This window comes from Mycobacterium hubeiense (assembly GCF_002838065.1).
GTDB classification, from domain to species: Bacteria; Actinomycetota; Actinomycetes; order Mycobacteriales; family Mycobacteriaceae; genus Mycobacterium; species Mycobacterium hubeiense.
Genome location: NZ_PIZU01000051.1, coordinates 1 through 20,175 on the forward strand (window position 1 = coordinate 1; position 20,175 = coordinate 20,175).

General features: G+C 66.0%; 36 protein-coding genes. 12 read left to right on the forward strand and 24 right to left on the reverse strand.

Annotated features, from left to right (window positions below):
• Window positions 1-4: 4 nt before the first annotated feature.
• A complete protein-coding gene (locus CWS39_RS25025) occupies window positions 5-1,195 on the reverse strand; it encodes an FHA domain-containing protein (protein WP_158240396.1) in 1,191 nt (396 codons plus the stop codon).
• A gap of 444 nt (window positions 1,196-1,639) precedes the next feature.
• On the opposite strand from CWS39_RS25025, the gene CWS39_RS28970 reads away from it, so the two are divergent.
• From CWS39_RS28970 to CWS39_RS25070, 10 genes are all read left to right on the forward strand, one after another.
• Window positions 1,640-1,786, forward strand: a complete 147-nt coding sequence (locus CWS39_RS28970; protein ID WP_158240397.1) for a hypothetical protein — start codon at window positions 1,640-1,642, stop codon at window positions 1,784-1,786.
• Between the two features lie 67 nt (window positions 1,787-1,853).
• Window positions 1,854-2,549 (forward strand): sensor domain-containing protein, encoded by a 696-nt coding sequence (locus CWS39_RS25030; RefSeq protein WP_158240398.1) that lies wholly within the window; start codon window positions 1,854-1,856, stop codon window positions 2,547-2,549.
• Window positions 2,550-2,692: 143 nt separating this feature from the next.
• Window positions 2,693-3,976, forward strand: a complete 1,284-nt coding sequence (locus tag CWS39_RS25035) for a sensor domain-containing protein (RefSeq protein WP_142386922.1) — start codon at window positions 2,693-2,695, stop codon at window positions 3,974-3,976.
• Window positions 3,977-4,300: 324 nt separating this feature from the next.
• Complete coding sequence (locus CWS39_RS25040) at window positions 4,301-5,047, forward strand: sensor domain-containing protein (protein ID WP_158240399.1); 747 nt, start codon at window positions 4,301-4,303, stop codon at window positions 5,045-5,047.
• Window positions 5,044-5,886, forward strand: coding sequence for a sensor domain-containing protein (locus CWS39_RS25045; protein WP_142386924.1), 843 nt, complete (start codon window positions 5,044-5,046; stop codon window positions 5,884-5,886). The genes CWS39_RS25040 and CWS39_RS25045 overlap by 4 nt, the downstream gene beginning before the upstream one ends.
• The gene (locus CWS39_RS25050; protein WP_158240400.1) at window positions 5,883-6,776 is read left to right on the forward strand and encodes a sensor domain-containing protein; all 894 of its coding nucleotides are present in this window, start codon (window positions 5,883-5,885) and stop codon (window positions 6,774-6,776) included. Before CWS39_RS25045 ends, CWS39_RS25050 begins: the two co-directional genes overlap by 4 nt.
• Window positions 6,777-6,826: 50 nt before the next feature.
• Complete coding sequence (locus tag CWS39_RS25055) at window positions 6,827-7,873, forward strand: sensor domain-containing protein (protein WP_142386925.1); 1,047 nt, start codon at window positions 6,827-6,829, stop codon at window positions 7,871-7,873.
• 64 nt (window positions 7,874-7,937) lie between these two features.
• Window positions 7,938-8,837, forward strand: coding sequence for a sensor domain-containing protein (locus CWS39_RS25060; protein WP_102145597.1), 900 nt, complete (start codon window positions 7,938-7,940; stop codon window positions 8,835-8,837).
• Window positions 8,830-9,105: a hypothetical protein gene (locus CWS39_RS25065; RefSeq protein ID WP_142386926.1), complete on the forward strand. Its 276-nt coding sequence runs from the start codon at window positions 8,830-8,832 to the stop codon at window positions 9,103-9,105. The genes CWS39_RS25060 and CWS39_RS25065 overlap by 8 nt, the downstream gene beginning before the upstream one ends.
• A 45-nt stretch (window positions 9,106-9,150) precedes the next feature.
• Complete coding sequence (locus CWS39_RS25070) at window positions 9,151-9,456, forward strand: hypothetical protein (protein ID WP_102145599.1); 306 nt, start codon at window positions 9,151-9,153, stop codon at window positions 9,454-9,456.
• 22 nt (window positions 9,457-9,478) lie between these two features.
• Here the strand turns inward: CWS39_RS25070 and CWS39_RS25075 are convergent, their stop codons facing one another.
• On the reverse strand, window positions 9,479-9,790 hold the full coding sequence (locus tag CWS39_RS25075; protein ID WP_102145600.1) for a hypothetical protein: 312 nt from the start codon (window positions 9,788-9,790) through the stop codon (window positions 9,479-9,481).
• 226 nt (window positions 9,791-10,016) lie between these two features.
• Here CWS39_RS25075 and CWS39_RS25080 point away from each other — a divergent pair, with 226 nt between their 5' ends.
• Complete coding sequence (locus tag CWS39_RS25080; RefSeq protein WP_142386927.1) at window positions 10,017-10,454, forward strand: hypothetical protein; 438 nt, start codon at window positions 10,017-10,019, stop codon at window positions 10,452-10,454.
• Window positions 10,455-10,479: 25 nt separating this feature from the next.
• Here CWS39_RS25080 and CWS39_RS25085 read toward each other — a convergent pair whose 3' ends face one another.
• The 22 genes from CWS39_RS25085 to CWS39_RS25165 all read right to left on the reverse strand — a co-directional run bounded on the left by CWS39_RS25085 (window position 10,480) and on the right by CWS39_RS25165 (window position 19,214).
• Complete coding sequence (locus CWS39_RS25085) at window positions 10,480-10,962, reverse strand: hypothetical protein (protein ID WP_102145602.1); 483 nt, start codon at window positions 10,960-10,962, stop codon at window positions 10,480-10,482.
• On the reverse strand, window positions 10,962-11,399 hold the full coding sequence (locus tag CWS39_RS25090; RefSeq protein WP_142386928.1) for a hypothetical protein: 438 nt from the start codon (window positions 11,397-11,399) through the stop codon (window positions 10,962-10,964). The genes CWS39_RS25085 and CWS39_RS25090 overlap by 1 nt, the downstream gene beginning before the upstream one ends.
• A 51-nt stretch (window positions 11,400-11,450) precedes the next feature.
• Window positions 11,451-11,876 carry a hypothetical protein gene (locus tag CWS39_RS25095; RefSeq protein WP_102145604.1) on the reverse strand — a complete coding sequence of 142 codons (426 nt, stop codon included), beginning with the start codon at window positions 11,874-11,876 and terminating at the stop codon, window positions 11,451-11,453.
• Between the two features lie 33 nt (window positions 11,877-11,909).
• On the reverse strand, window positions 11,910-12,050 hold the full coding sequence (locus CWS39_RS29300; protein ID WP_199178303.1) for a hypothetical protein: 141 nt from the start codon (window positions 12,048-12,050) through the stop codon (window positions 11,910-11,912).
• Window positions 12,051-12,063: 13 nt separating this feature from the next.
• A complete protein-coding gene (locus CWS39_RS25100) occupies window positions 12,064-12,294 on the reverse strand; it encodes a hypothetical protein (RefSeq protein ID WP_102145605.1) in 231 nt (76 codons plus the stop codon).
• On the reverse strand, window positions 12,291-12,623 hold the full coding sequence (locus CWS39_RS25105; RefSeq protein ID WP_102145606.1) for a hypothetical protein: 333 nt from the start codon (window positions 12,621-12,623) through the stop codon (window positions 12,291-12,293). The genes CWS39_RS25100 and CWS39_RS25105 overlap by 4 nt, the downstream gene beginning before the upstream one ends.
• A gap of 177 nt (window positions 12,624-12,800) precedes the next feature.
• Complete coding sequence (locus tag CWS39_RS25110) at window positions 12,801-13,118, reverse strand: helix-turn-helix domain-containing protein (RefSeq protein WP_102145607.1); 318 nt, start codon at window positions 13,116-13,118, stop codon at window positions 12,801-12,803.
• Window positions 13,119-13,362: 244 nt separating this feature from the next.
• Window positions 13,363-13,557, reverse strand: a complete 195-nt coding sequence (locus CWS39_RS28705; protein WP_142386930.1) for a hypothetical protein — start codon at window positions 13,555-13,557, stop codon at window positions 13,363-13,365.
• Window position 13,558: 1 nt separating this feature from the next.
• The gene (locus CWS39_RS25115) at window positions 13,559-13,942 is read right to left on the reverse strand and encodes a hypothetical protein (RefSeq protein WP_102145608.1); all 384 of its coding nucleotides are present in this window, start codon (window positions 13,940-13,942) and stop codon (window positions 13,559-13,561) included.
• Window positions 13,943-14,030: 88 nt separating this feature from the next.
• The gene (locus tag CWS39_RS28975) at window positions 14,031-14,180 is read right to left on the reverse strand and encodes a hypothetical protein (RefSeq protein WP_158240401.1); all 150 of its coding nucleotides are present in this window, start codon (window positions 14,178-14,180) and stop codon (window positions 14,031-14,033) included.
• A 71-nt stretch (window positions 14,181-14,251) separates the two neighbouring features.
• Window positions 14,252-14,395, reverse strand: a complete 144-nt coding sequence (locus CWS39_RS28980) for a hypothetical protein (protein ID WP_158240402.1) — start codon at window positions 14,393-14,395, stop codon at window positions 14,252-14,254.
• 14 nt (window positions 14,396-14,409) lie between these two features.
• Window positions 14,410-15,039, reverse strand: coding sequence for a hypothetical protein (locus CWS39_RS25120; RefSeq protein ID WP_199178302.1), 630 nt, complete (start codon window positions 15,037-15,039; stop codon window positions 14,410-14,412).
• Complete coding sequence (locus CWS39_RS25125) at window positions 15,023-15,391, reverse strand: hypothetical protein (protein ID WP_102145610.1); 369 nt, start codon at window positions 15,389-15,391, stop codon at window positions 15,023-15,025. Before CWS39_RS25125 ends, CWS39_RS25120 begins: the two co-directional genes overlap by 17 nt.
• Window positions 15,388-15,573 (reverse strand): hypothetical protein, encoded by a 186-nt coding sequence (locus tag CWS39_RS25130; RefSeq protein WP_102145611.1) that lies wholly within the window; start codon window positions 15,571-15,573, stop codon window positions 15,388-15,390. The genes CWS39_RS25125 and CWS39_RS25130 overlap by 4 nt, the downstream gene beginning before the upstream one ends.
• Before the next feature lie 6 nt (window positions 15,574-15,579).
• Window positions 15,580-16,182, reverse strand: coding sequence for a hypothetical protein (locus CWS39_RS25135; protein ID WP_233213681.1), 603 nt, complete (start codon window positions 16,180-16,182; stop codon window positions 15,580-15,582).
• 9 nt (window positions 16,183-16,191) lie between these two features.
• Window positions 16,192-16,584, reverse strand: coding sequence for a hypothetical protein (locus tag CWS39_RS25140; protein WP_102145612.1), 393 nt, complete (start codon window positions 16,582-16,584; stop codon window positions 16,192-16,194).
• Window positions 16,581-16,733 (reverse strand): hypothetical protein, encoded by a 153-nt coding sequence (locus tag CWS39_RS28985; protein ID WP_158240403.1) that lies wholly within the window; start codon window positions 16,731-16,733, stop codon window positions 16,581-16,583. The genes CWS39_RS25140 and CWS39_RS28985 overlap by 4 nt, the downstream gene beginning before the upstream one ends.
• 32 nt (window positions 16,734-16,765) lie before the next feature.
• A complete protein-coding gene (locus tag CWS39_RS29825) occupies window positions 16,766-17,104 on the reverse strand; it encodes a hypothetical protein (RefSeq protein ID WP_233213682.1) in 339 nt (112 codons plus the stop codon).
• A complete protein-coding gene (locus tag CWS39_RS25150) occupies window positions 17,101-17,679 on the reverse strand; it encodes an AAA family ATPase (RefSeq protein ID WP_158240404.1) in 579 nt (192 codons plus the stop codon). Before CWS39_RS25150 ends, CWS39_RS29825 begins: the two co-directional genes overlap by 4 nt.
• 38 nt (window positions 17,680-17,717) lie before the next feature.
• Window positions 17,718-18,044, reverse strand: coding sequence for a hypothetical protein (locus tag CWS39_RS25155; RefSeq protein ID WP_102145614.1), 327 nt, complete (start codon window positions 18,042-18,044; stop codon window positions 17,718-17,720).
• Window positions 18,045-18,114: 70 nt separating this feature from the next.
• Window positions 18,115-18,819 (reverse strand): ATP-binding protein, encoded by a 705-nt coding sequence (locus CWS39_RS25160; RefSeq protein ID WP_102145615.1) that lies wholly within the window; start codon window positions 18,817-18,819, stop codon window positions 18,115-18,117.
• A 95-nt stretch (window positions 18,820-18,914) separates the two neighbouring features.
• Complete coding sequence (locus CWS39_RS25165; protein WP_102145616.1) at window positions 18,915-19,214, reverse strand: DUF7446 family protein; 300 nt, start codon at window positions 19,212-19,214, stop codon at window positions 18,915-18,917.
• A gap of 734 nt (window positions 19,215-19,948) precedes the next feature.
• Here CWS39_RS25165 and CWS39_RS25175 point away from each other — a divergent pair.
• Window positions 19,949-20,167 carry a helix-turn-helix transcriptional regulator gene (locus tag CWS39_RS25175; protein ID WP_102145618.1) on the forward strand — a complete coding sequence of 73 codons (219 nt, stop codon included), beginning with the start codon at window positions 19,949-19,951 and terminating at the stop codon, window positions 20,165-20,167.
• Window positions 20,168-20,175 lie beyond the last annotated feature (8 nt).

The window sequence follows — 20,175 nt, forward strand, 5'->3', positions numbered from 1 at the left end:
CGGGTCAGAAGTGAGTGAGCGTGGAGATCACGTTCTCCAAGGCCATGGCGGCGCCGCCGGCCAGGGGCTGCTCTGCCTCGACGGCACGCACGGCGTCGACGGGAACGCCGGCAGCGGCCGCGGTTTCCTCCTCCGTGAGATCGGCGTTGCGGCGCGCCGCGTAGAGCCGCTGTCCGAGGGTGGCGCCGGGGGACCCGGCTGCCCGCATCATCAGGTCGTGGTACGTGCGTCGGATATTAATAAGCATCTTGGCCGCCGCGACACCTTCGGAGGAACGGGCAGCCTCAGCAGCCGCGTCCAGCAGCGTGCGTAGCTCGGCGAGCAGTGCAGTGGCGGAGGGGCTGAACGCGGGCTCAGACGGCGCCGGCAGAAGGTCGATCCGTGCGGTGATCGCATTGAGCGCCACTTCGGCCAAGCGACGCATGGCCTGGAATTCGGCGCTGACGGAGACGACTTCGGTGGGATCGTCGTCGGGAATGGGTTCACCGCGTTTGATCGCCGCCAGCCCACCTTGAGGTAGGCCGAGAACAGATTCGAGCTTGGCGCGGGTGCGGGCACGTGGCCAGTGCCGGCCGCGTTCGAAGTTGACCAGAGTGGTCTGGCTGATGATGCCGGCCTTTTCGAAATCGCGCTGGGATTTCCCGCGGCTGAGGCGGCGGGCACGGGCGACGGCGCCGGCACGGGCGACATCTGGGTCGGTCTGTTCGCCGGTGTTGGTGGCGTCGTCACCGGAGGTGTCTTGGGCCTCGCCTTCGTCGAGCTCGACGTCGTCGGACTCGTCGTGGGCGGGCGCGTGTTGGTCGGTCCCGGCGCCGCTGATGGCCGTGGACAGCGCTGCGGAGGTAGGGCTGTCGAAGCCGAAGCTGACCGTGCTGCCGTCGGGGTTTCCGAGGTGGATGACCATCCCATCGGTGATGGCAAGGACGCTGACCCGCTCACCGTTGAGGAACATGCCGTTGCGGCTGCCGGGGTCGGTGGCCGTCCACCCGTTGCTGGTCGGGTCGATCCGGACGTGGGTGCGGGATATCCGGCGGTCGTCGACCGGGATCCAGTGCTCGACGCCTTCGGTGGCCTCTGATCGTTCGCGACCGATCACTACGGGCCCTTCGGTGGGTCGGGCGAGCACGGCGGTGCTGGCGCAGCGCACGACCAGGTTGGGGATCGGCGGCGCTGGCCGTACGGACTGATCGGTCAAGGTCGGCGAACCTCCCGGGAGATGGATGGGCTGCGTGGATGCACGTTCTGCAGCACTGATCGAACGAAATCGTAGCTCATCATGCACCGGATTGGCTATCACGTTGCACCACTTTTTCCCGGCACAACCGCGCCGGTGACGGGTCGCATGCACCAGTTTGCACCGTTCGATCGTGGGGAACGCGGGCCAAGGGGTTGATAAATATGTTCTGTCCTGCTGTTTTGCGTGTTTAGATCGACTGCGCCAGCTTTGCACCATTTTGGTGCTTGCACTGCGGTAGGTTTGTGGATACATTCGAGCTCTCCGAGCACCACTCCACAGAAAGGCCCGGCAGTGATGGCAGCAGCCCGCCCCTTCAAAGCGGCGATGTCCGCGTGGGCAAGGACCCGCTCAACCCAGACCGACACCGCCGATACGGCCGGCGCCGCACCCCACCTCGGTCGCATGACAGCCGAGGACTATGTCCGCCAGGTCCGGATCGCGTGCGAAGACCTCTTCGACGATCCGTCCGACGAGTCCGCCTGGACAGCGCTACTGGAGCTCCACGCCCACGGCGTACCGGCCCGAGGGCCGCTCAACTGCCGCGGCTGACCAGCCCCGAGCACACCACCGGACCCACCACGCTCTGCCCGACCACCGAAAAGGAAAGGGTTCCATCATGATTCGCACAAGTGTCGCGGTCACAGCTGCAGCGCTGGGCACCCTTGCGGTGAGCGTGGCCACCGCCCCGACAGCAGCCGGCGCGCCGGCGGTTCCCCCACCGCTCTACGAGTTCGTCGTGAACCTGGAGGCGCTGATGGTCCCCGCCGACGACATCGCGGCCATCACCGGCGCCCGCCAGATGAGGGTGGCCGACACCGCCACGACGCTCAACGATCTCTCCGACACCGTGCGCCCGGCCCAGTGCATAGGAGCTTTCGAGCCCGCCCAGGTCACCGCCTACGGCCGTGGCTGGAACTCCGTGCACACCCAGATCGTCGCCGACGGCAAGCCCGGCTCGACGACCCACATGGTCAACCAGAGCGTCATCCGGTTCGACGACGACACCGCAGCCGCCACACAACTCACCCGCTCGGCGCGGACGTGGAAGAGCTGCGGGGGCACCGCGGTGACGATGACCACCGACACAGGCGATTACGAATTCACCTTGGGCCACCCCACCGCACTCGGTGACGGCTCGGGGCTGGTGCTCACCCACACGGGCAAGCACGGCACATGCGAGCGCGCCATGGCCGGCCACGACAGCATCGTCGTCGATGTCATGGCATGCGCCTTCAGCGGAGGCGCCGTCGACGGCCAGGCCGCAGCGATCGCCAAAGCAATCACCGACTCGATCAGCGGCCGCGGCGACTAACAACCGGCGCCGGTGTTGCTCACCAGCACCAATACCACCAGGACCTCGAGCACCGCACACCCACTACCTGTAATTTGACGTTTGCCACGGAGGAAAACATGGACGCTCGGCCAGAGTTCGAGCTTTTGCCAGAGAGGGACACAATGAGCGCGTCTGGGAGCGATGATCTCGACCGTACCCCCGAAGAGAACCGCGCTGATGTGTTGCCCGACACAGCGCTAGCAAAATCGGAACCGCCCGCGGCGACGACCACGAGCCAACCTGACACCCCAGATCCGGCCCCTCAGGCTCAGCCGGCCCAGCCGCAGGTGTCGCCGGCGTCGCCGGCGGTCAACCCGCCCGCCGACGAGGGCCGCACCGTGCGCTTGACCAAGGACGTCGCCGCCGGCCGCGGCTCCACCCAGACGCCGGCCGGTGGCGGGCACAGCCCCACCCCGCCGCCGCGGCCTGTCCAACAGCCGCAGCCGCACCCGAGTTCGCAACCACCTCCCCCCAGCCAGCAGCCTCACCAGGGGCCGCAGCCTCACCCCGGGCCCCAGCCTTACCCGGGCCCGCAGCCGCCACTGCAACAGTCCTACGCGATGCAGCCGCCCCCGCCGGGCGCACCGGGATCCACCGGTTTCCCCTACCGGCGGCCATGGAATTCGACTGGCCCCCAACGCAACACCCGACGACTGTGGCTGTTTTCGGCCCTGGCCACCGTGATCATCCTCGTCGCTGCTGCCGTCATCGTCGTGTTCGTCGTTCGCGACGATGACGAGGCCACCGCCGGCGACGGGCAAACCACTCACCCGGCCGCCCCCGACGCCGGTACGCGGGCCGCGGAACCGGCCGGTCCGCCGGTGCCGACCTCCGCGCTCCCCGATCTGCTGCTCACCGACCAGGAAGCGGCCACCGCCCTCGGCCAGGACAAGATGGACGCCGTCACCGAGATCCAAGACGGCATGTACGTCGACGAGGTCGTCGACCAGGAATGCGTCAGCGTCGCCTATGTACTGCAGCAATCGTCCTACGGCAGCACCGGGTACGTCGCCGCGCGACGCCAACGCCTCGACAGCCCCACCCAGGACCCGAAGCTCTCTCAGAGCGTCGTGTCGTTCAGCGACGCAGCCGCTGCCGCCAAATACGTTGCCGACCAAATCCCCACGTGGGAAAAGTGCTCCAACCGCACCGTCAACTTGCGCGCGACCGGCGATGAACCCGGCGACGTCAACAAGTTCTGGGAATTCGGGCCGATGACCAACACCGACGGCACGCTGCAAACCTTCTCGTACCAGGAAGGCGCCGGCGGCTGGGTGTGTCAGCGCGGTCTGGCTGCCCGCAACAACATCGTCATCGACTTTTGGGTGTGCGGAACCGATGTGCCCGACACCGTCGTGCCCAACATCGTCAACGCGGCCGCAGAAAAGATCGACGCACACCAGTAGCACCGCCCGCGTCAGCGCGACACACAACCCTCAGACTCGCCTCACCAGGAGAACGCGATGAACACGCCCGGAAACGACGCCGGCGGCCAGGAGCCCGACGGCCGCACCGTCCGACTGCCCAAACGCCCACCCCGCCCGCCGCCACCACCGCCACAGCCGATCGGCCCGGCCGCACCGCCGCCCGGGCCATACCCGCCGCAGACGGGACCCCGGCACGCTGGCCCGCACCTACCGCCTCCCGGCATGGGGCACCTCCCTCCGCTGCCGACAGCGCCGCCGCGCCGGCCGCGGCCGCCCTGGCTGTGGCCGGTCGTCATCACCTCGGTGGCCGCCGTCGTCATCGTCGCCGCGCTCGGGGTGTTCGTCTTCAGCGGCGGCGACAGCAGCCAACAGGCCGATGCGGGGACTACCGCGGAGTCCGCGCCGACCGATACCGCCAGCTCTGAACCGGCGGCCGAGCCGATCCCCCGTTCGGTGATGGCTGATGGCCTTCTGCTCAGCATGCCCGACGCTGCCAAGGCGATCGGCGTTCCGACACTGGTCGGAAGCGCCGCCGCGGGAGACAAGATCTACCAAAAATTGGCCAGTGTGTCGCCCATCGTCGATCAAGATTGCTCGATCCTCGCCGCGGCCGGCGATCCCAGCTACGAAGGCAGCGGCTGGAATGATGTGCGCCTCCAGTTCCTGTCCACCCCACGGGTTGAAGGGCAATCGACCACTCTGTTCGATCAGGCGGGCGTCTATTTCCGCAACGGCGCAGCGGCCCAGAAGTTCCTCGACGCCACCAAAGCTCACTGGGAACGCTGCTCCAACCGCTCGCTGAACTTCCGCAACACCGACGACCTCAACGATGTCGACTCGTTCTTCAATGTCGGCCCGGTGTCCGAGGACGACGGAATCATCAAGATCACCCTCACCCAGGAGGGTGGCGAAGGGTACGCGTGCCGCCGCGCACTCAAAGCCAACAACAACCTCATCATCGAGATGCGGGTGTGCGGCAACAACCTTCCCGCAGACGTCGAAGCCGCCGTCATCAACCCGATCAACGAAAAGATCGAGGCGGCGCATTGACCGGCGGGCCGGGGTGGCCGCAGGGGCCGGGGGGCAGTTGGCCGCCGCCGGCCCCACAGCGGCCACCTCGCCGGTGGCTGCTGATCGCCATCCCCGCGGTGGCGCTTGTCGTGGCCGCGGCCGCGGTCTTCATCGCCACCCGCGGCACCGGCGACGACCGACCCAAGTCATCAGCGGCACAACCGACGACCACCGCCGGCCCGCCACCGCCACCGGCCGTGTCGATGCGCGTACTGCCGGCACTGCTGCTTCCACCCGACGGCGCCGCACACACCATCCGCGCCACACTGCTGGTCGGGGCAGCCGGACCGCCCGACGCCGACAAGGAGTGGGAGAAGGACAAAGTGTTCACCACGCTGACTGCCACCCCACCGATCGCCGACCAGGACTGCATCGGGTTGTCGGCCCCGGCCGAACAATCCGCCTATGACGGCACCGGATTCGAAGACCTTGCCCGCCAAACCCTCGCGACCCCGGCCGGCGACAAGACCTACATCCAGGCAGTCATCGGCTACGCCGACGCCCGCGACGCCGCCAACTATGTCGCCGGGGCGAAAGACGCATGGCAGCGCTGCACCAACCGCACCGTCGACTTCTCCCCCGCCGACAACCCCGACGCCGGCCAAGTCTTCGATGTCGGGGAGCTGACCGACACCGACGGCATCGTCACGGTGTCACGTACCTCCAGCAGCGGTGACGGCTGGACCTGCTTGCACGCCAAAGCTCCCCGCAACAACATCGTCATCGACATCCAGACATGCGGCCACAACATGGCCCCGACCGTCATCCCGGCACTCATCGACGAGATCAACGACAGAATCGAGGCGTCCCACCAGTGACCATCCCGGGACCCTCAGGGCCACACCACCTTCCACCATTCGGCCACCAGAACTACCCACCCCCGCCTCCCGGCCAGCCGCCCTACGGGTGGGCACCGCCACCCCCGCCGCGCCGCCCCATCCTGGGATGGCTCGCGGCAGCAGCCGCGGTCATCATCATCGCCGTCGTCGCCGTCGTGGTGATCGTGCGCGTCAACGGCGACAACGACGACTCTGCGCCCGCCACCACCGACACACCGCCGACGGCGCCGACGACCAGCGGCCCCTCCACCACACCCACCCCCTCATCGACACCGGTCGCAGCCGAAAACGGCGTAGCACCAAACGCTTTGAAAGGGTTTCTGGTCAGCCCCGCCGACCTCAACACCCTCCTGGTCGCAGACAACATGGCAATGACCCGTGAATACGCGGGCCTGTTCGGCGTCGGCACCGATCGCGACGACTGCGGCGGCGCACCAATGCCCGCGATGCGCGCCGCCTACGACGGATCCGGATTCCGCGCGATAGAGGTCCAAACCTTCACCAACGCACCGCCACCCTCCACCGCCTTCGACTACCTGGTCGACCAAGCCGTAGCGTCCTTTCCCACCACCCAGAAAGCCCAAGACTTCGTGCGCGTCGAAAGCACCAAGTGGGACAAGTGCAAATACAAATCCATCACCCTCACCGAGCAAGGAGCTCCCGACGAACCCTGGAGAATCCTGGCTCCGCGATTCACCAACGGAGAGCTCACCGCCTCCACACAAGGCGAACCACGACCGTGGGGCTGTCAACGCACGCTGACTTCCAAACGCAACGTGGTCATCGACGTGCGGGTCTGCTCATGGACAGGCAGTGCCCAAGCTCCCGATCTGGCCCGCCAGATCGCTGCGCGCATCCCGGCTGCGTGACCACAGACCGCCACCGACGCAACGATTCTGAGCAGAAAGGCCTCTCGGCGATGACTTCCCACGAGCCACACGACGGCGACGCTGCGCCCAACCCGCCGCCCCAGTCCGGCGGACCGGGCCCCGATGACCCGCGGACCGCCAAGATTCACTACACCCCGCCCCCGCCGCCGCGACCGCACACTCCGCCGCCCGCAGCGCACTACAGCCCTCCACCGCCGGCGGGTCCCCCAGCTCCACCCCCGCCGCAACAGCCGTTCGGGCCGGCGCCGGGTTGGACACCACCTCCACCCGGTTGGGCACCGCCACAGCAGCGCCGCGATCTGCGCTGGTGGCTGCTCGGCGGTATGGCGCTGCTGGCCGTGGTGGCCATCGTGGTGGTGCTGGCCACCTCCGGATCTGACGCCCCGCCGACCGCCACACCCCCGTCGGGCCCCGCACCGCAGCCCACCGCGGCGGATTCACCGCAACCGCCCACCCAAGCCGCCCCGCCGACCGCCGTCGCCGACAGCGCCGGCATCGTCGACCCGGCCGCGCTGCCCAAACTGCTGCTGCCGGCCGACAAGATCCGCCAAGGGATGAAAAGCCCCGGGATGGTCGCCGGTGAGATCTTCACCGCCCCGTCCACCGATGCGGTGATCGCCCCACCGAACTGTGCCGGCGCGTGGGCGCCGGCCGACAACGCCACCTATGCCGGCGCCGGCTTCACCGGCATGGCAGCCCAGGTGGTCAAAGAAGAACCCCGGCCACTGCATCAGGTGATCCAGGCGGTCGTGTCCTTCCCCGACGCCGCCTCGGCCAAGAACTTCTACGACAAGCAGCCCGCCGAGTGGAGCGAGTGCCGCTTCACCGCAGTGACCGCGCAATCCCCCGACAAGACCGAGACCGCCACCATCGGTGCAACAGCCACCGGCGACGAGGTCCTCATCGCCCACATCAGCGTCAAGGGCGTACCCGACGCGCCCTACATGGCCTGCCAGCGCGGTCTGGCCGCACGCGCGAACGTGATCATCGACGTGCGCGGCTGCTCACCGCAGCTCGGCAGCCCCGGCTACACATTTGCCCGCGACATCAGCCAACTCATCACCGGAAAACGCTGATGATCGCCGCCCACCAACACATTTCGCGTATACACCGAACCGGCCGCACATCGAGGTTCTCACGATGACCCAGCCCCCCGGCGACCCGCAGCTGAACTACCCGCACCACCCCGGGCACAACCCAAGCCAGGGGCAGGGCCCACCGCCACCGTGGGGCCCGCCCTACCCTGGCCAGCCCGCGCCACCATCGCGCACCAACCCGGCCTTCTGGGTGTTCTCCGCCGCGGTGGCGGTCCTCGTCGTCGTCGCCGTCGTGCTGGTCGTGGCCAAGATGCGCGGGCCCGCCGCCCCGCCCGCGCCGGCCGCCGCCCCACCGGCATCACCCGGTCAGCCGGCCGCCGAATCCGCACCGCCTTTCACCGAGGCCATCCCACCGGCACCCAACGTCAACAAGGCGCTGCTTCGCGAGATGCTGCTCAGCACAGGCATGCTCAACGACATACACCACATTTTCAGCGGTGGACTCGCCCCCGTACAGGACACCACCGACATGTTCGGCGAAACCACCGACCCGGCCGAATGCGCCAGTGTCTACTCACCCGTGTTGAAACAGGCCTACGAAGGTTCCAGCCCGCAAGGCGTTGCCGCCCAGGTGCTCGAAAACCCTGAGGAAAGCAACAAACTGGTCAACCAGACGATCCAAGCCGTCGTGGCCTTCCCTGACGCCGCACAAGCCAAAGGCTACGTCGATCAGCAGTCGACGCAGTGGCGCAACTGCGCCGAAAAGGACAGCATCGCCGTCCATATCACACCCGAAATATCCATCCGCCCCTTCGATCCCAAGCCGATCGACGGAGTGCTCACCACTTCCTGGCTCAAACTCGGCGGCACCGGAAGGGGCTGTCAACGCGCGATCGCCGCACGCCGCAACATCGTCATCGACGTCCGCACCTGCGACTGGGCCAGCAGCTGGGCGGCGCCGGAGGTAGCCAACAAGATCGTCGAACGTGTCGACAATGCCTAGATCGGTGCGAGGAGTGGAGTCGGCGGCCCGGCTGTTCGAGCGGTTGTCGACAGTCGGTGACCAGTTCACCCGCTACCTTCGTCCGGGCCTTTCGACAGAACGGATGAACGATCTGCTCGACCAGGCCGGTCTGCCCCAGCCACCGTCGGACGTTCTCGAGTTCTACGGGGCGTTCAACCTGGTGCCGGGATACCAGTACGAGCTCGACCAGCCGTCGTTCTACGGCATTTACTGCCTGTTGAGCTTCGACGATGCGCTCGAAGCGTGAGACTACCGGCGATCGAACGAGTACGCGGAACCACCGTGGCAAGACGTGTTTCCCTTTCTCCAAGAGGACGCCAACGGTTTCCTGGTGGAGACCCGGGCCGACGAGAACGGCAACCACCGGGTGATCCACGACTTCTTGGGCGAGATCCCCGTCCCCATGTTTTCGAACCTGGCCGCGATGTTCGACACCTTCACCGAGTGGTTGACCTCTGGTGCGCTACCAGTCGGTGATGGCCGAGTCCCGGGCTTTTACGAAGGCGACAAGCGGCACGTATATGAGGTCGCGGCCCGACTGAACCCGGGCATCTCTTGGTGGGCAGACCAACTGGCGCAACAGCGCGACACCATCTGACAACGCCTGTGCGACAGCACAACTAGTGCGCGCCAGGCTCCTCGTTGATCCAGGCCAGAATCTGCGCTGTCTTGTCGCGGTCGAGGTGAGTGAGTTCCTCCATCGGCAAGTCGGTGCGGGGCGGTGTCGACGCCGTCGCATACACCCGCGTCGCACTCGTGACCGCCCCCGCGGGCCGATACCCGACCAGGATCATGCGCCCCGCCCGTTCGTAGATCCGCATATTCGATGCGACATCGCCGAACATTTCCTTCCAGCCGTGATCGGCCGCGGCAGCCGCGATACGGCCGCGCGCCGATCGCTCCTCGGCGGTGGCCGCATTCTCAACACCCATCGGTACCCTCCAGATCTATTACGTGCCGCCTGCATTGTGTCGGGTCGTCCGCGGGCGCCCCGAGGTGGATCACCGTGGCGATACGGTGATCGGCATGAGTGACCCGTCGCCGCCCCCACCGGATCCGGGGCCCGGCCCGGCTCCGGGCGGCCACCGCAGCGACGCGGTTCCGAGCTCGCGCGCAGAAGCGTCGCGCGCGCACCGTACCCGGACGGCGACGCTGCTGGTGGGCGCGATCCTCGTGTCCACCGTCACCGCGACTGTGATGGGTTGCACCGGCCCAGGCAGGGTCATCAGCGGGCAGCCGGCCGCCGCCACTGATCAGATGTCTGCAGATCGTGACGTGTGGTCGGCGGCCGTTTGCGAAGACGGCACCGTCTCGACCCTTTCAACAGGGCAGATCAGGTTCCCTCATGTCGAAAATTTCGCCTCGTGTATGTCGGCGGTGCCCGGCTCGGGAGGCGGAGTGGTGCCGATCATCATCGGAGAGTGGCCAGACATGTCGACTATGCGTCAAGACCTCGACCACTACACCATGATTCGTTATTCCGCGTGGGCCGAACTCGACGACGGCGTCATCGTGTTCGCCTCGCTCGGAGACTCCGGCACAACGACGATCGAACCACTGACCCAATTCGGTTTCCGCATCGAGCCTTTGCACTGAAACGTGGCGCTCAATCGACCACGGGTCACAGTGGATCTGCGTACCGGCGCGGCTCGTTGACTACGGACTCGTGATGCTGGCGACGGTGGTCGGGCGATTCGGCTATCGGTGGTGTGTAGCGATAGCCGGCGGGAATATCGGCGGGGCGCTCCGGCACAGCGATACCCGAGACCCCGTGCCACAGAATGGTTTCCGTGTTTCCCGGATGAGGAAAGGATGCGCTCACCCTGCCCTCCTCGAGATCGAGGAGATAGTAGTAGAGCGCCGGATCGTCGGTGTGTTGCCAAGGCCCGGGGTTGATGATCGAGTTCCTCGTGTCGCGGACCAGCCCCCAGGTGATGTGCGACGGCGGCGCCGTGTACACCAGGCACATGATCGGCCCGTCAGTCCAGGCGTGGGAGACCAGAAACAGGTCGCGCCCCTTGGCGTTCTCATCGTTGATGCGGTGCAACAGTTTCCGCAACACACCCGCAGCGAACTCGGCCTCTGCCCCCGGGTCCTCTGACATCAGCGAATGGCCCAGCGAAACCGCGGCCTATCGGTGTAGTTGCCGGTCATCAGCTGGTGGCTGTGGTTTTCTCGAAAGAACTCGTGGACGTGGTCGGCATGCCAGTCGTCTGCTTGGTAGTTGTTGGTCAGGTGTCGGATCGCATGCTGTATGGCTTGCTGCTCAGTCAGACTGGTACCCAGGACTTCAACGCCGTAGATATCGCTGTCGACGATCAAAGTCCCCGTCGTGGGGACATCCGCAGCGATGCTCGTCCAGACACCAGGGGCGTGATATTCGACAGTCTTGTCCGCAGCGCACCTCAGCCCCGTTTTCTCATCGGCCCACGTCTCCAATCGCGCCAGGCGGAGAACGCCGTTGTCGAGCAATGTGATGCTGTCCCAGCGGTGAGTCTCGCCCCCGATGGTCACTTCGCCGCCACCCAGATCAGTCGCCACTCCAGATCCTCACTTCCCCTGTCTCCATGCGTGTTTCGCATTCTTGCTCGGCTATGTATCGGCTCTCGGCCGCCCAAACTCCCCACCGAGGATCGTGGCATCAGCCGCGCCACACTGACACTTCGCCGCGATCGACCGGAGGTGGCCGACCCGCTCGACGAATTCACCCACAACACCACCCGCCGCCGCGGTATCAACACCGAGCTCGTCGGCGATGTCCAACGTCTTGTTGGCGATCGCGACCAAGGCAACCAGGGGCATCGTGTACGTCTTGTCCGCGGTGAGCACAGACACGACATGCGCACCGTGACCATCGGGTCCCGACCGCGGGCCCGCCCACGCGCATCCTCGCGCCGTACACACGCATCTGTCGTCACCGTCGGGGCCGCCCAGCGCCTGGTGCTCAGAAAGCACACGCAGCGCAAACCGCTCGAAGCCCGCCCGGATCTCATCCATCCCCGCATCGCTCATGCTCACCCGATTCCCGATCGTGTTCGGGACCGAGCGAGATCAGATCTCAACGGAAATCTCCGGGTGATCGGCGGCAAACAGATCCGGCTCGCTGGCGTATGCCATCGCCTCCAGCTCGCTGTAACCGAGATCGCGCGCCGCCTGGTAGACGACAGCGTAGGTCTTGTGCCCTTCCCTCACGTCCCGCCCTCCTTCACACCGTTGTCCCGAGAGCATGCCGGTCGCCCGCCGCGGGATTCGGTCCGCGGCGGGCCGGCTCGCTGTCCGCGCGTGGATCAACGCTCACCGAACGCTGCGGCCACAACGTCACGAACCTGGCGTGCACCTCCGCCAACGTCGGCACCATCAGCGGCCCCGCCACACCCACGGCGCGAAGACCGCGGCGATCAATCTCGCCGGCCTCAATGCCCTGCGGTTCACTCACCACGATCCCCTTCCTTCTGCCGGTTCACTTCCCGCAATGCTCGACTCCTCAACGCCGGCCGCGGCCGCTTCGTACAAGATGTGGGCCACTCCCGCCGGCGCGCGGTCGGCGTGCCAATCCGCCCAGCGGCGCAGCTCGTCGCAGTCCAGGCCGGCGGGGTAGCCCGGGGCCGGCGGGTTCTCGGTGTCCGGCGGATCAATGGCCGCGTAGTGCTCGGCCGCCACGCTCAGTGCTGTTGCCACGCTCGGGTGCTCCAACTCCCGGTGCTTAGCTGCCCACCACAACAGCTGATCGGTGTCGATGACAACGTTGACCCGCAACTCAGCCATATCCCCAATCCCCTTACCTATCAACACCCTTGGCCGTCAGCATCGACGGGAGCGGGCGCGCTTGCGCCACAGGTCATCTCGTGAGCGCCGCCACGCCCAATCGCCGTACGGCCCATACGCGCTGTAGCCGATCCGATGACACAGGTAGCACTCTTTGGTCCGCATCGTTGTCCCATGTCAGGTTCCGGTCTCGGTCCACATGCCGCAACGCGGGTCTTCGTAGTCGGGCTTGAACGCGCGCCCCGCATCGGTGAGCCGGTAGAGCTTGGAGCCCCGCACACCACCTGACCGCTGTCGACTTTCGACCAGGCCTTTGCGTTCCAGTTGCGCCAGCAGCGAGCTGTGGCCGGAGCCGTTGCGACCGCCGATGTCCATTGGTCGAAACCACTCGCCCACGTTGAACCCGGCGCGCTGCACGCTGTCGAGGAACACGGCTTGGTTGTAGGTCAACTCCACGGTGTTGCTCCTCTCGCGCTGCAAATCTCGCGTGCTCATGTCAGGCTGTCGCCGTAATGGCGGTGCACGGCGGCACGGTAGGCGTTTTGCGCCCGGTCGCGCTGCTCTGGCGTCAGTTGCATCGCCTCCCTCGCCTCGACCAGCACCGGACACCCTGACGAGTGCCCCCAGGTGCCCGCGTACGGACAGGTACATGCTGTCTCGGATATGAACGGCATTCCTATCTCCTCACGCCAAAAATCACCACGTTGCGTTGCGCCGGAACGCTATTGCCTATGTCTGCCTATGTCGGCTTTGCATTGAGGCCGTCGGCCCACTGCTGGGCTTCGCCAGAATCGCTAGTGGTGACCAACTCCCCGCTGGGATGCCGCGGTGTAGGCGGTTTGCGAAGGTAGGGGCCCAATGATCGCCGAACGCCCCACAGCGGCTTGCTGTGGTTGAGATTGACCATCACCGGGCTCCACAGCTGTGCGCTCATGTCAACTCCGTACGTCAGGGCCGGTTAGTGGTGGGCAGATCCGGCACTCCTCGCGTGGGCCGGGGTGCACACTAGGTCCGCTGTAGTAGCTCGGGTGAACCTCGTTGTCGTTCTGGCGGCGCTGCGCATGCCATGCCGCGACGTCTTTGCGCCGGACGATGATCTCTAGGTCAGAGTCGTCGCCGAACGCCGCGATCATCCGACGTACCGTGGAATCAACTCCGTTGTCGTCGGGGTTTCGGTCTTGGAAGTCGCCGTGGTCGGTGACATAGGACCGGTAGGAGAAGCAGTGCGGTGCAACGTCGGTGCGTTCCCCTGGGCGCGGCTCTGAGTACAAGAAGTCGGTTCGCACAGTGATGACTGCGGGTTCGGTTCGGTCGCTCATACGTCGCTGAGACGACGGCGGCTTCCATCGTTGGCTGGGGCTCATTGGTGGTGATGTCCTTTCGCGCCGAGGGTTTCGCGCATATGCGTCAGGCTTGTCCGTGTCGGTCGGAGGTGTGTGACCAGATCTCCGGATCGCTCCTGAACTGGACGACATTCTTGATGAATCGCACCTGTGAACGGTATTCATCCCACCCCGCCAGCAACGCCCACCAGTGGCGTTGGATTAGATTCTTCATCGCGTTCTCCTTCACAAATCTCGTTGCAGCAGTGGGCGGCTCGACTGTGCGCGTTCGGTTCCCGCCTCGCTTCAGCGCTCGCCCGCTGCGATCTGGTCGAATGCGTGCTTGAGCTGGCTGATCATGTCCAGCTCGGCGCCATCGAACTTGTCGTGCCATTTCTCGTAGGCATCGCCGAGGCGATCGGCGGTGACCTCTGCTGGATGTCGTTTCATGGCTTGTCCTTCCGTCAGGCTGTCGCGGCTTGTGTAAGTTTGCGGGGCTGGTGGATCGAGCATGGGCTCGGTTCGTAGCAGAAGCCGCAGTAGGGCTTCCACGTGGTATCCCCTGATCGGTAGGCGACCGGCGCGTCGCGGCGCAGCGGATCGCGGTAGGCGGTTCGTGCCGCCGCCGACATCAGTGACATGGCCAAGTCAGTCGGCATCGGTTCGGGCGTGAGCCGCGGTGCGCTCACCTTGGCGCGCAGCTTGTCTCCCGACCTGACCAGCAGTCCCCAGTCGTGCGGCAGTTCTCCTGGCTTCACGATGCCGGCGTCGGGGACGACCAGCCACCAATGATGCATGTAGAGCTTCATCGCGTCGGCCTTGGAGGGGTCTGCGAGCTCGCTCAGCCAATCGGAACGCGACACCTTGACCTCGTGTCCATGAAAAGCCAAGCCGCTACCAACTGCATCGACCGGATACTTATCTGCTGCAACGAAATCCGCGACACGCTTGCGCTGACCGGTCAGCAGACTCACCTGGACATGCTCGGCGCGCACCCACCGGTCCGCGATCGAGCCGGGGCGGATCGCGGTGTATCGCTTGAGCAACAGGTCGAGCATGTCGCGCTCGGTGTAGGTGTTAGCCATCGGGGTCACTCCAGTCACCTGTCATGGTCGCCTTCAGCAGCAGATTGCCGCGGTCGGCCCCGGATGGGGCTTCACCGGCGAGCGCATCGGCGGCGAGTGCGCGGATTCCGGCGCGAAGGTATGCCGCACCGGTCGGGTTGATCCTGTCGAGGCCTTCCAGTGCATGACGCAGTAGCGCATCGAATGTTTGAGTGAACATCGAACCCAACACGATCGACGGATCGTTGAGAGACGACTCCGCTGCGACCAGCATCGCCTGATCGGTGATGTAGTCGACGAGGCGGGCCGCGAACTCACCCAAATCGCGGGCGGGCTCTTTGAGCACCAGGTCCACCAATTCCTTCGCGCTGGTGGTGGTCATCGAGTCCCCCTTCGCCGGTTGGTAATCCAGGCTTCGCGTTCAGCGATCGCCTCGCTGATGTCGTAGTAGTTGCGACTGTCGTCGACGTCGCGCACTTCCCATCCGCAACGCCAGCAGCGCACCGCCGTTGCGGTGTCTTCCAGATCGACATCACAGGTCGGGCATCGGTCAGTCGCCGCCATCGCGGTTCACCTCGCTCGTGGGATCGTGACGTCGAGGGTGGCGGTGGCCACCACGTCGAGGACCAGGCGCCACGCTTCGAGCCGGTCGTTCCACGCCGTGGCCGGCCGGGCGCAGCCGACATACCAGTCCGGTTGCTGCTCAGCGGTCAGGCTGTCTGGATGCCAGCCGTCGGTCAAGCAGTGCGGGTCGGTCCACCATCGCCAGCCCGCTGATCTCGGATGCCCGCGCCCGTCGGCGAGGCCGGCCAGACGCTCGGTGACCGCGGGATGCGCGTCGCGCAGCCGGTGCAGTTCCTGCCACGGGATGCACCATTGCGGTCGATGCCCCCACCCCAGCCAGGTTTCTTCGGCTTCGAATCGCAGTCCGTCCCGCCAGATCGCCCACGCCCATCCCGGCCGGTCGTGCTGACTTCGCCGGAAGCTGGCGCGAGCCTCGCCGTGGTCGAGCATCGCCTCGATCGCCTCGGAATGCAGCCACCAGCCAAGCAGCGGCGGCCATGGCGTGGATGCCAGAAATGCCGCTGCTGCAGCCGATCTCGCTCGGCTGGCTGCCTCGGCGGCCATGTGCGCGGCTTCGACCTCACCGAAGAGGTCATACTGGATCGTCACGGTCGTCCCTCACGAACTTGTTGTTGATTCGGCCGCGATCTCGGGTGGCTCACTGTTGGGCTGGACCACCTCCACGCGGGCGCGCCAGCCCGGATCGACGGGCGCATCGTGGGCGGGAAGCACTCGAGTGTGCGTGGCGCCCGAGATGGTGCTGTAGGTCTTCACTTGCGCGGGCACACGTTTGTGCTCCACCAGGTCGTGGCGCACAACGATCAGGCCGCGCTCTTCCCGCGAGGCGAACGTCCGTCCTTGCTGACCGTAGGCAGCGTGCCCGTCGATGAGAAACACCGGCCATGTCACGCGCCCACGGCGCGCCATGTTCTGATGCTCGGCGCCGTATTCAACCCGGCCTTCACCCACGAGTGCCAGCGCCTCGCGTTGACGTGCCGACAGCTTGCTCATCGCTGCTCCACGTCGATGCCGCAGTCGGCCAGGACCTGTTGCGCCCCCGCAGCGTCGTTGCTTCCCAACGGGGATTCCGCGCGCACCTTCCGCGCCCACGCGACCACCCCAGCGACATCCGGTGTCAGGTGTAGCGTTTCACTGATCATGTCCGAATCCCCTTCATGTACCGGTGTTTACGTCAGCTCGGCGCCGGACATGCGGTGCAGATACCGGGGCCGTCGTCGAAGGTGACCCGCCAGGCGCCTGGGCCCACGATCGTGTCGCACGCCGCGTAGTCGGTGCAGCCGCAGCTGCGGCACGTCCGCGCCGGCCGCACCGACGCCGCGGCGTCGTGGGGCGCAACACCTTGCTTCCACATGTCATGGAAACCGTCGAGGGAGTATCCGTCCTCGGCCTGGTCACCGTCGACGTCGTGGCCGAGCCGCGACTCGACCTGATCTATCCAGCGCTCCCACTCGGTGGGCGCACAGCCAGCGGACTCGTAAGCCCAGATGTCCTGATGGTCAGTGTTTGTCACGTCGATTCCATTCCACGGTGCACAGCGGCAGGGTCTTCCAGGTCGGCCCCGGCCCCCGTCGTGCGGTCATGGCCTGATAATCCCCTTCGCCCCCGACAGAAGACAGCCGATTCGGCGGCCGCCAGCTCGCCCTCATCGGTCGGCATTTCGGCGATCTGGCTCATGTTCTCGATGACGTCCTCAGGAACGAACCGGCCACCGGCAGCGGCCCGGCGACGGTTGCGCCGCAAGCATTCGGCGAGCGGAGTCTCGATCGTGTGGATCCGGTAGGGCACCCGGTGTCCGTCGGCGAGAGATGTCCATACAGCAAGGTGCTGCGGTTCGAGATTGGTGTCATCGACCACGACGGATTTCCCGTCGCGAAGCGCGCGCTCAGCCAGGCCGACTTCCAGATCGGTCACCGCACCTTCCTGCTGGTCGTCGAGGAGGCGGTACCGGCCGAACAGCTCAAGCCTGATCTGGTCGCGGTTGACGATCACGCGCCGGCGCGGATCGACGTCGCGCCAGGCCTTGGCCCACGTGGTCTTTCCCGCCGCCGGCAACCCCCGCAAGATGATCACCGCCTGTTCTGCCATGTCGCCCCTCCCGAGGTGTTCGTCCGCGCTGGTTTCGGTCAGTCGCCGATGGCGAATCCGTCGACGCCGCCGCAGCGCGAGCATTCGATCGCGTCGAACCACGCGTGTTGGACGTATCGGGCGTGCTCGTCGCTGTTGCAGTAGCGGCACCGAGTCCGCGGTGACACGCGCCCGTGGTCCGGTACCTCCGATGAGGTGTGCACCCAGCCGCCCAGCAGTCCGTGCTTGCGGTCCGGTTGATGGGTAACCGGTTCGCCGCACGTTTCGCAGTGGCGGATGTCGGGCAGGATCTCGACATCGATCGTCGGCAGCGTGCAGTAATTGTGTTTGACCGCTCCCGCGAAAGTTTCGATCGTGGTTGCCATTTCCCGCCTCCTGTGGGTCGATCCACCCACCACAATACACCCAATCCGGTGTATATGAAATACGGCCCCTTCAGTTGACGGCCACCGGCCCGTAGCTCGACCGCGCCGGCCGCAACACCGCAAGATCACGCTGCGCGAATCGACGCTTGTCCGCCTCGAAGTGGGCCATGCTGCCGTAATCGCGGCGACGCAGCAGCAGCGTGGCCAGTTTGTCGCGGATCTCAGCACTGACAAGCCGGTCGTCGTAGCTGGTGGCGAGCACATGGATGCGAGCTCGCATTCCCAGTCGCAGCAGCTCGTCCAGGCCCGCGACGTCCACGTTCTTGACCACCTCGCAGAGGCTGTCGACGACCAAGACGGCGGGCGCGTGCCGGGCATTGACCCGCAGCCGCTGCCACAGCAGATCCGCCAGGTAGTTGACCAGGCCGAACTGTTCGGTGGGCCGCACGGCCACGGCACGCACGTTGGGCCAGTCGGCGAACTGCCCGTACTCGTCGTAGCAGGCAGCGATGTGGACTGCCCAGTGAGCGCGGGCGAACTGGGCGGCGGCGTTCTGTGCGGTGACCGTCTTGCCGCTGCCGCACTCGCCGACAATCGCCAGTGCCGGCACAGTCGCCGGGCGCCAGCGTTGCATCTCGCCATCGTCGTCGGCGGCGAGGTCCACGGTGAGGCGGTCGTAGTCGGCGATGGCACCCGCCGTGTCGGCGGCCTCAGGATGCAGCGGTGGCTGGACGAGCGACGTGGTGCCCACATCGGAGCCGGGTCGAATGATCATGCCCCGAGGTATATGCCCGGGCCAAGCACCGATCCGGTCAGTCGCTGCCCATCCTCACGCGCAGAACTGCAGTGTCGGTGAGGCCAGCGGCGACGCTATTCGTATCCGACGATCATGCCGCCGGGATGCAACCCGTATCGGCTTCCGTCGGGCTGGGGCCGGCCGATCTTGACCACCTGGATCTGATAGGTGGTGCCGTCGTCGTAGTCGACTTCCAACGCACCGCCGAAGGCGTTGATGATGTACTCGGCCACCGCGTGAACGGCATTGTCGGTGGCGTCTTCGGTCTCCCCGACCAAGCCGTCGCGAGCCTCATCGATCCGACCGACGTACACCCGTTTCGAGTCGCCGATGAACTGAACGCCGAACTTCTTTCCCGGCTGGTCAGTCGCCATGTTTCTCCTCGCTTCGCCGTGGATGATCGGTGCCGGTTCAGCCATCGCCGTACCGGCATGAAGCCGTGAGTCCGGTGCTGCTTTCCACGATGGTGACGCTGCGAACCTGGTCGTCGAACTTGTCTGCCAATGCTTCTGCGACCCGATTGGGTCGGCGAAAGGCAGCGTGGTCCGCGCTGTCCACCGTCAGATATACATCGATCACGTGCCGCTCCTGCCACGGTTAATTGTGTTGCGTTATCAGCCATTTCGGGCGCGGCGTCGTATCGACGGCGATGGCGCTGGTTGACGGGTCTGCGATGAGGAACTTGTGGATGCCTCCACGCGTCGAAGCCACTGCGATCTGAGCGTATTCAGGGTTCACGGGGCCAGCCTCACATCTTCGTCATCGTCGCGGTGTCTTCGATCATGGCAGTCGCCTATCGCCTCGTGTTGGCCAACCATCGGGCCGAATGGACTGTGGATGCTTCTCGCAGCTCGGCGGAGTACTCCCAATACAGCTGGGTGCGATCGGCACTGTCGGACCAACACACCTTCACCATGCCGGCGGCGGGCGCTTGCACCGTCAGCTCGTTCGGCGTCCAGGCCGGCCGCGCGGTATCGACCACGCGCCCAACGTCCCCCCTGTCCGGGTGGGTAACAACAACACTGGTCTTCGCCCCGGCCATCAACGCCTCCTCCAGCCCCAGGAATGTTTGTTTTAGTCTACATTTGTGTGGGTTATAGTCAACACTGTGACGACGGTCGATACACGCCTTCACGAGCTGGGCGTGCGAATTCGCGCCGCCCGCATCAACCGTGGCGACACCCAGGCCGACGTCGCCGAAGCGGTGGGCATACACCGCACTCACCTTTCGGCCATCGAAGCTGGCCGCGAAAACATCACCGTCGGCACGCTTTACCGCCTCGCCGACCACTTCGGCGTCCCCGCGACGCTTCTGCTGCCCGACTAAACCATGCG

Coding starts and splice junctions, on each gene's coding strand:
- CWS39_RS25030 (WP_158240398.1), top strand. CDS start 1,854: ATGATTCGCACAAGTGTCGCGGTCACAGCTGCAGCGCTGGGCACCCTT.
- CWS39_RS28975 (WP_158240401.1), bottom strand. CDS start 14,180: ATGAAGAATCTAATCCAACGCCACTGGTGGGCGTTGCTGGCGGGGTGG.
- CWS39_RS25165 (WP_102145616.1), bottom strand. CDS start 19,214: ATGGCGACTGACCAGCCGGGAAAGAAGTTCGGCGTTCAGTTCATCGGC.
- CWS39_RS25055 (WP_142386925.1), top strand. CDS start 6,827: ATGACTTCCCACGAGCCACACGACGGCGACGCTGCGCCCAACCCGCCG.
- CWS39_RS28985 (WP_158240403.1), bottom strand. CDS start 16,733: ATGATCAGTGAAACGCTACACCTGACACCGGATGTCGCTGGGGTGGTC.
- CWS39_RS25115 (WP_102145608.1), bottom strand. CDS start 13,942: ATGAGCGACCGAACCGAACCCGCAGTCATCACTGTGCGAACCGACTTC.
- CWS39_RS25150 (WP_158240404.1), bottom strand. CDS start 17,679: ATGGCAGAACAGGCGGTGATCATCTTGCGGGGGTTGCCGGCGGCGGGA.
- CWS39_RS25075 (WP_102145600.1), bottom strand. CDS start 9,790: ATGGGTGTTGAGAATGCGGCCACCGCCGAGGAGCGATCGGCGCGCGGC.
- CWS39_RS25130 (WP_102145611.1), bottom strand. CDS start 15,573: ATGGCGGCGACTGACCGATGCCCGACCTGTGATGTCGATCTGGAAGAC.
- CWS39_RS25155 (WP_102145614.1), bottom strand. CDS start 18,044: ATGGCAACCACGATCGAAACTTTCGCGGGAGCGGTCAAACACAATTAC.
- CWS39_RS25085 (WP_102145602.1), bottom strand. CDS start 10,962: ATGTCAGAGGACCCGGGGGCAGAGGCCGAGTTCGCTGCGGGTGTGTTG.
- CWS39_RS25035 (WP_142386922.1), top strand. CDS start 2,693: ATGAGCGCGTCTGGGAGCGATGATCTCGACCGTACCCCCGAAGAGAAC.
- CWS39_RS25105 (WP_102145606.1), bottom strand. CDS start 12,623: ATGGCTGAGTTGCGGGTCAACGTTGTCATCGACACCGATCAGCTGTTG.
- CWS39_RS25125 (WP_102145610.1), bottom strand. CDS start 15,391: ATGACCACCACCAGCGCGAAGGAATTGGTGGACCTGGTGCTCAAAGAG.
- CWS39_RS25060 (WP_102145597.1), top strand. CDS start 7,938: ATGACCCAGCCCCCCGGCGACCCGCAGCTGAACTACCCGCACCACCCC.
- CWS39_RS28970 (WP_158240397.1), top strand. CDS start 1,640: ATGACAGCCGAGGACTATGTCCGCCAGGTCCGGATCGCGTGCGAAGAC.
- CWS39_RS25160 (WP_102145615.1), bottom strand. CDS start 18,819: ATGATCATTCGACCCGGCTCCGATGTGGGCACCACGTCGCTCGTCCAG.
- CWS39_RS28980 (WP_158240402.1), bottom strand. CDS start 14,395: ATGAAACGACATCCAGCAGAGGTCACCGCCGATCGCCTCGGCGATGCC.
- CWS39_RS25140 (WP_102145612.1), bottom strand. CDS start 16,584: ATGAGCAAGCTGTCGGCACGTCAACGCGAGGCGCTGGCACTCGTGGGT.
- CWS39_RS25110 (WP_102145607.1), bottom strand. CDS start 13,118: ATGAGCACGCGAGATTTGCAGCGCGAGAGGAGCAACACCGTGGAGTTG.
- CWS39_RS25065 (WP_142386926.1), top strand. CDS start 8,830: ATGCCTAGATCGGTGCGAGGAGTGGAGTCGGCGGCCCGGCTGTTCGAG.
- CWS39_RS28705 (WP_142386930.1), bottom strand. CDS start 13,557: ATGAGCGCACAGCTGTGGAGCCCGGTGATGGTCAATCTCAACCACAGC.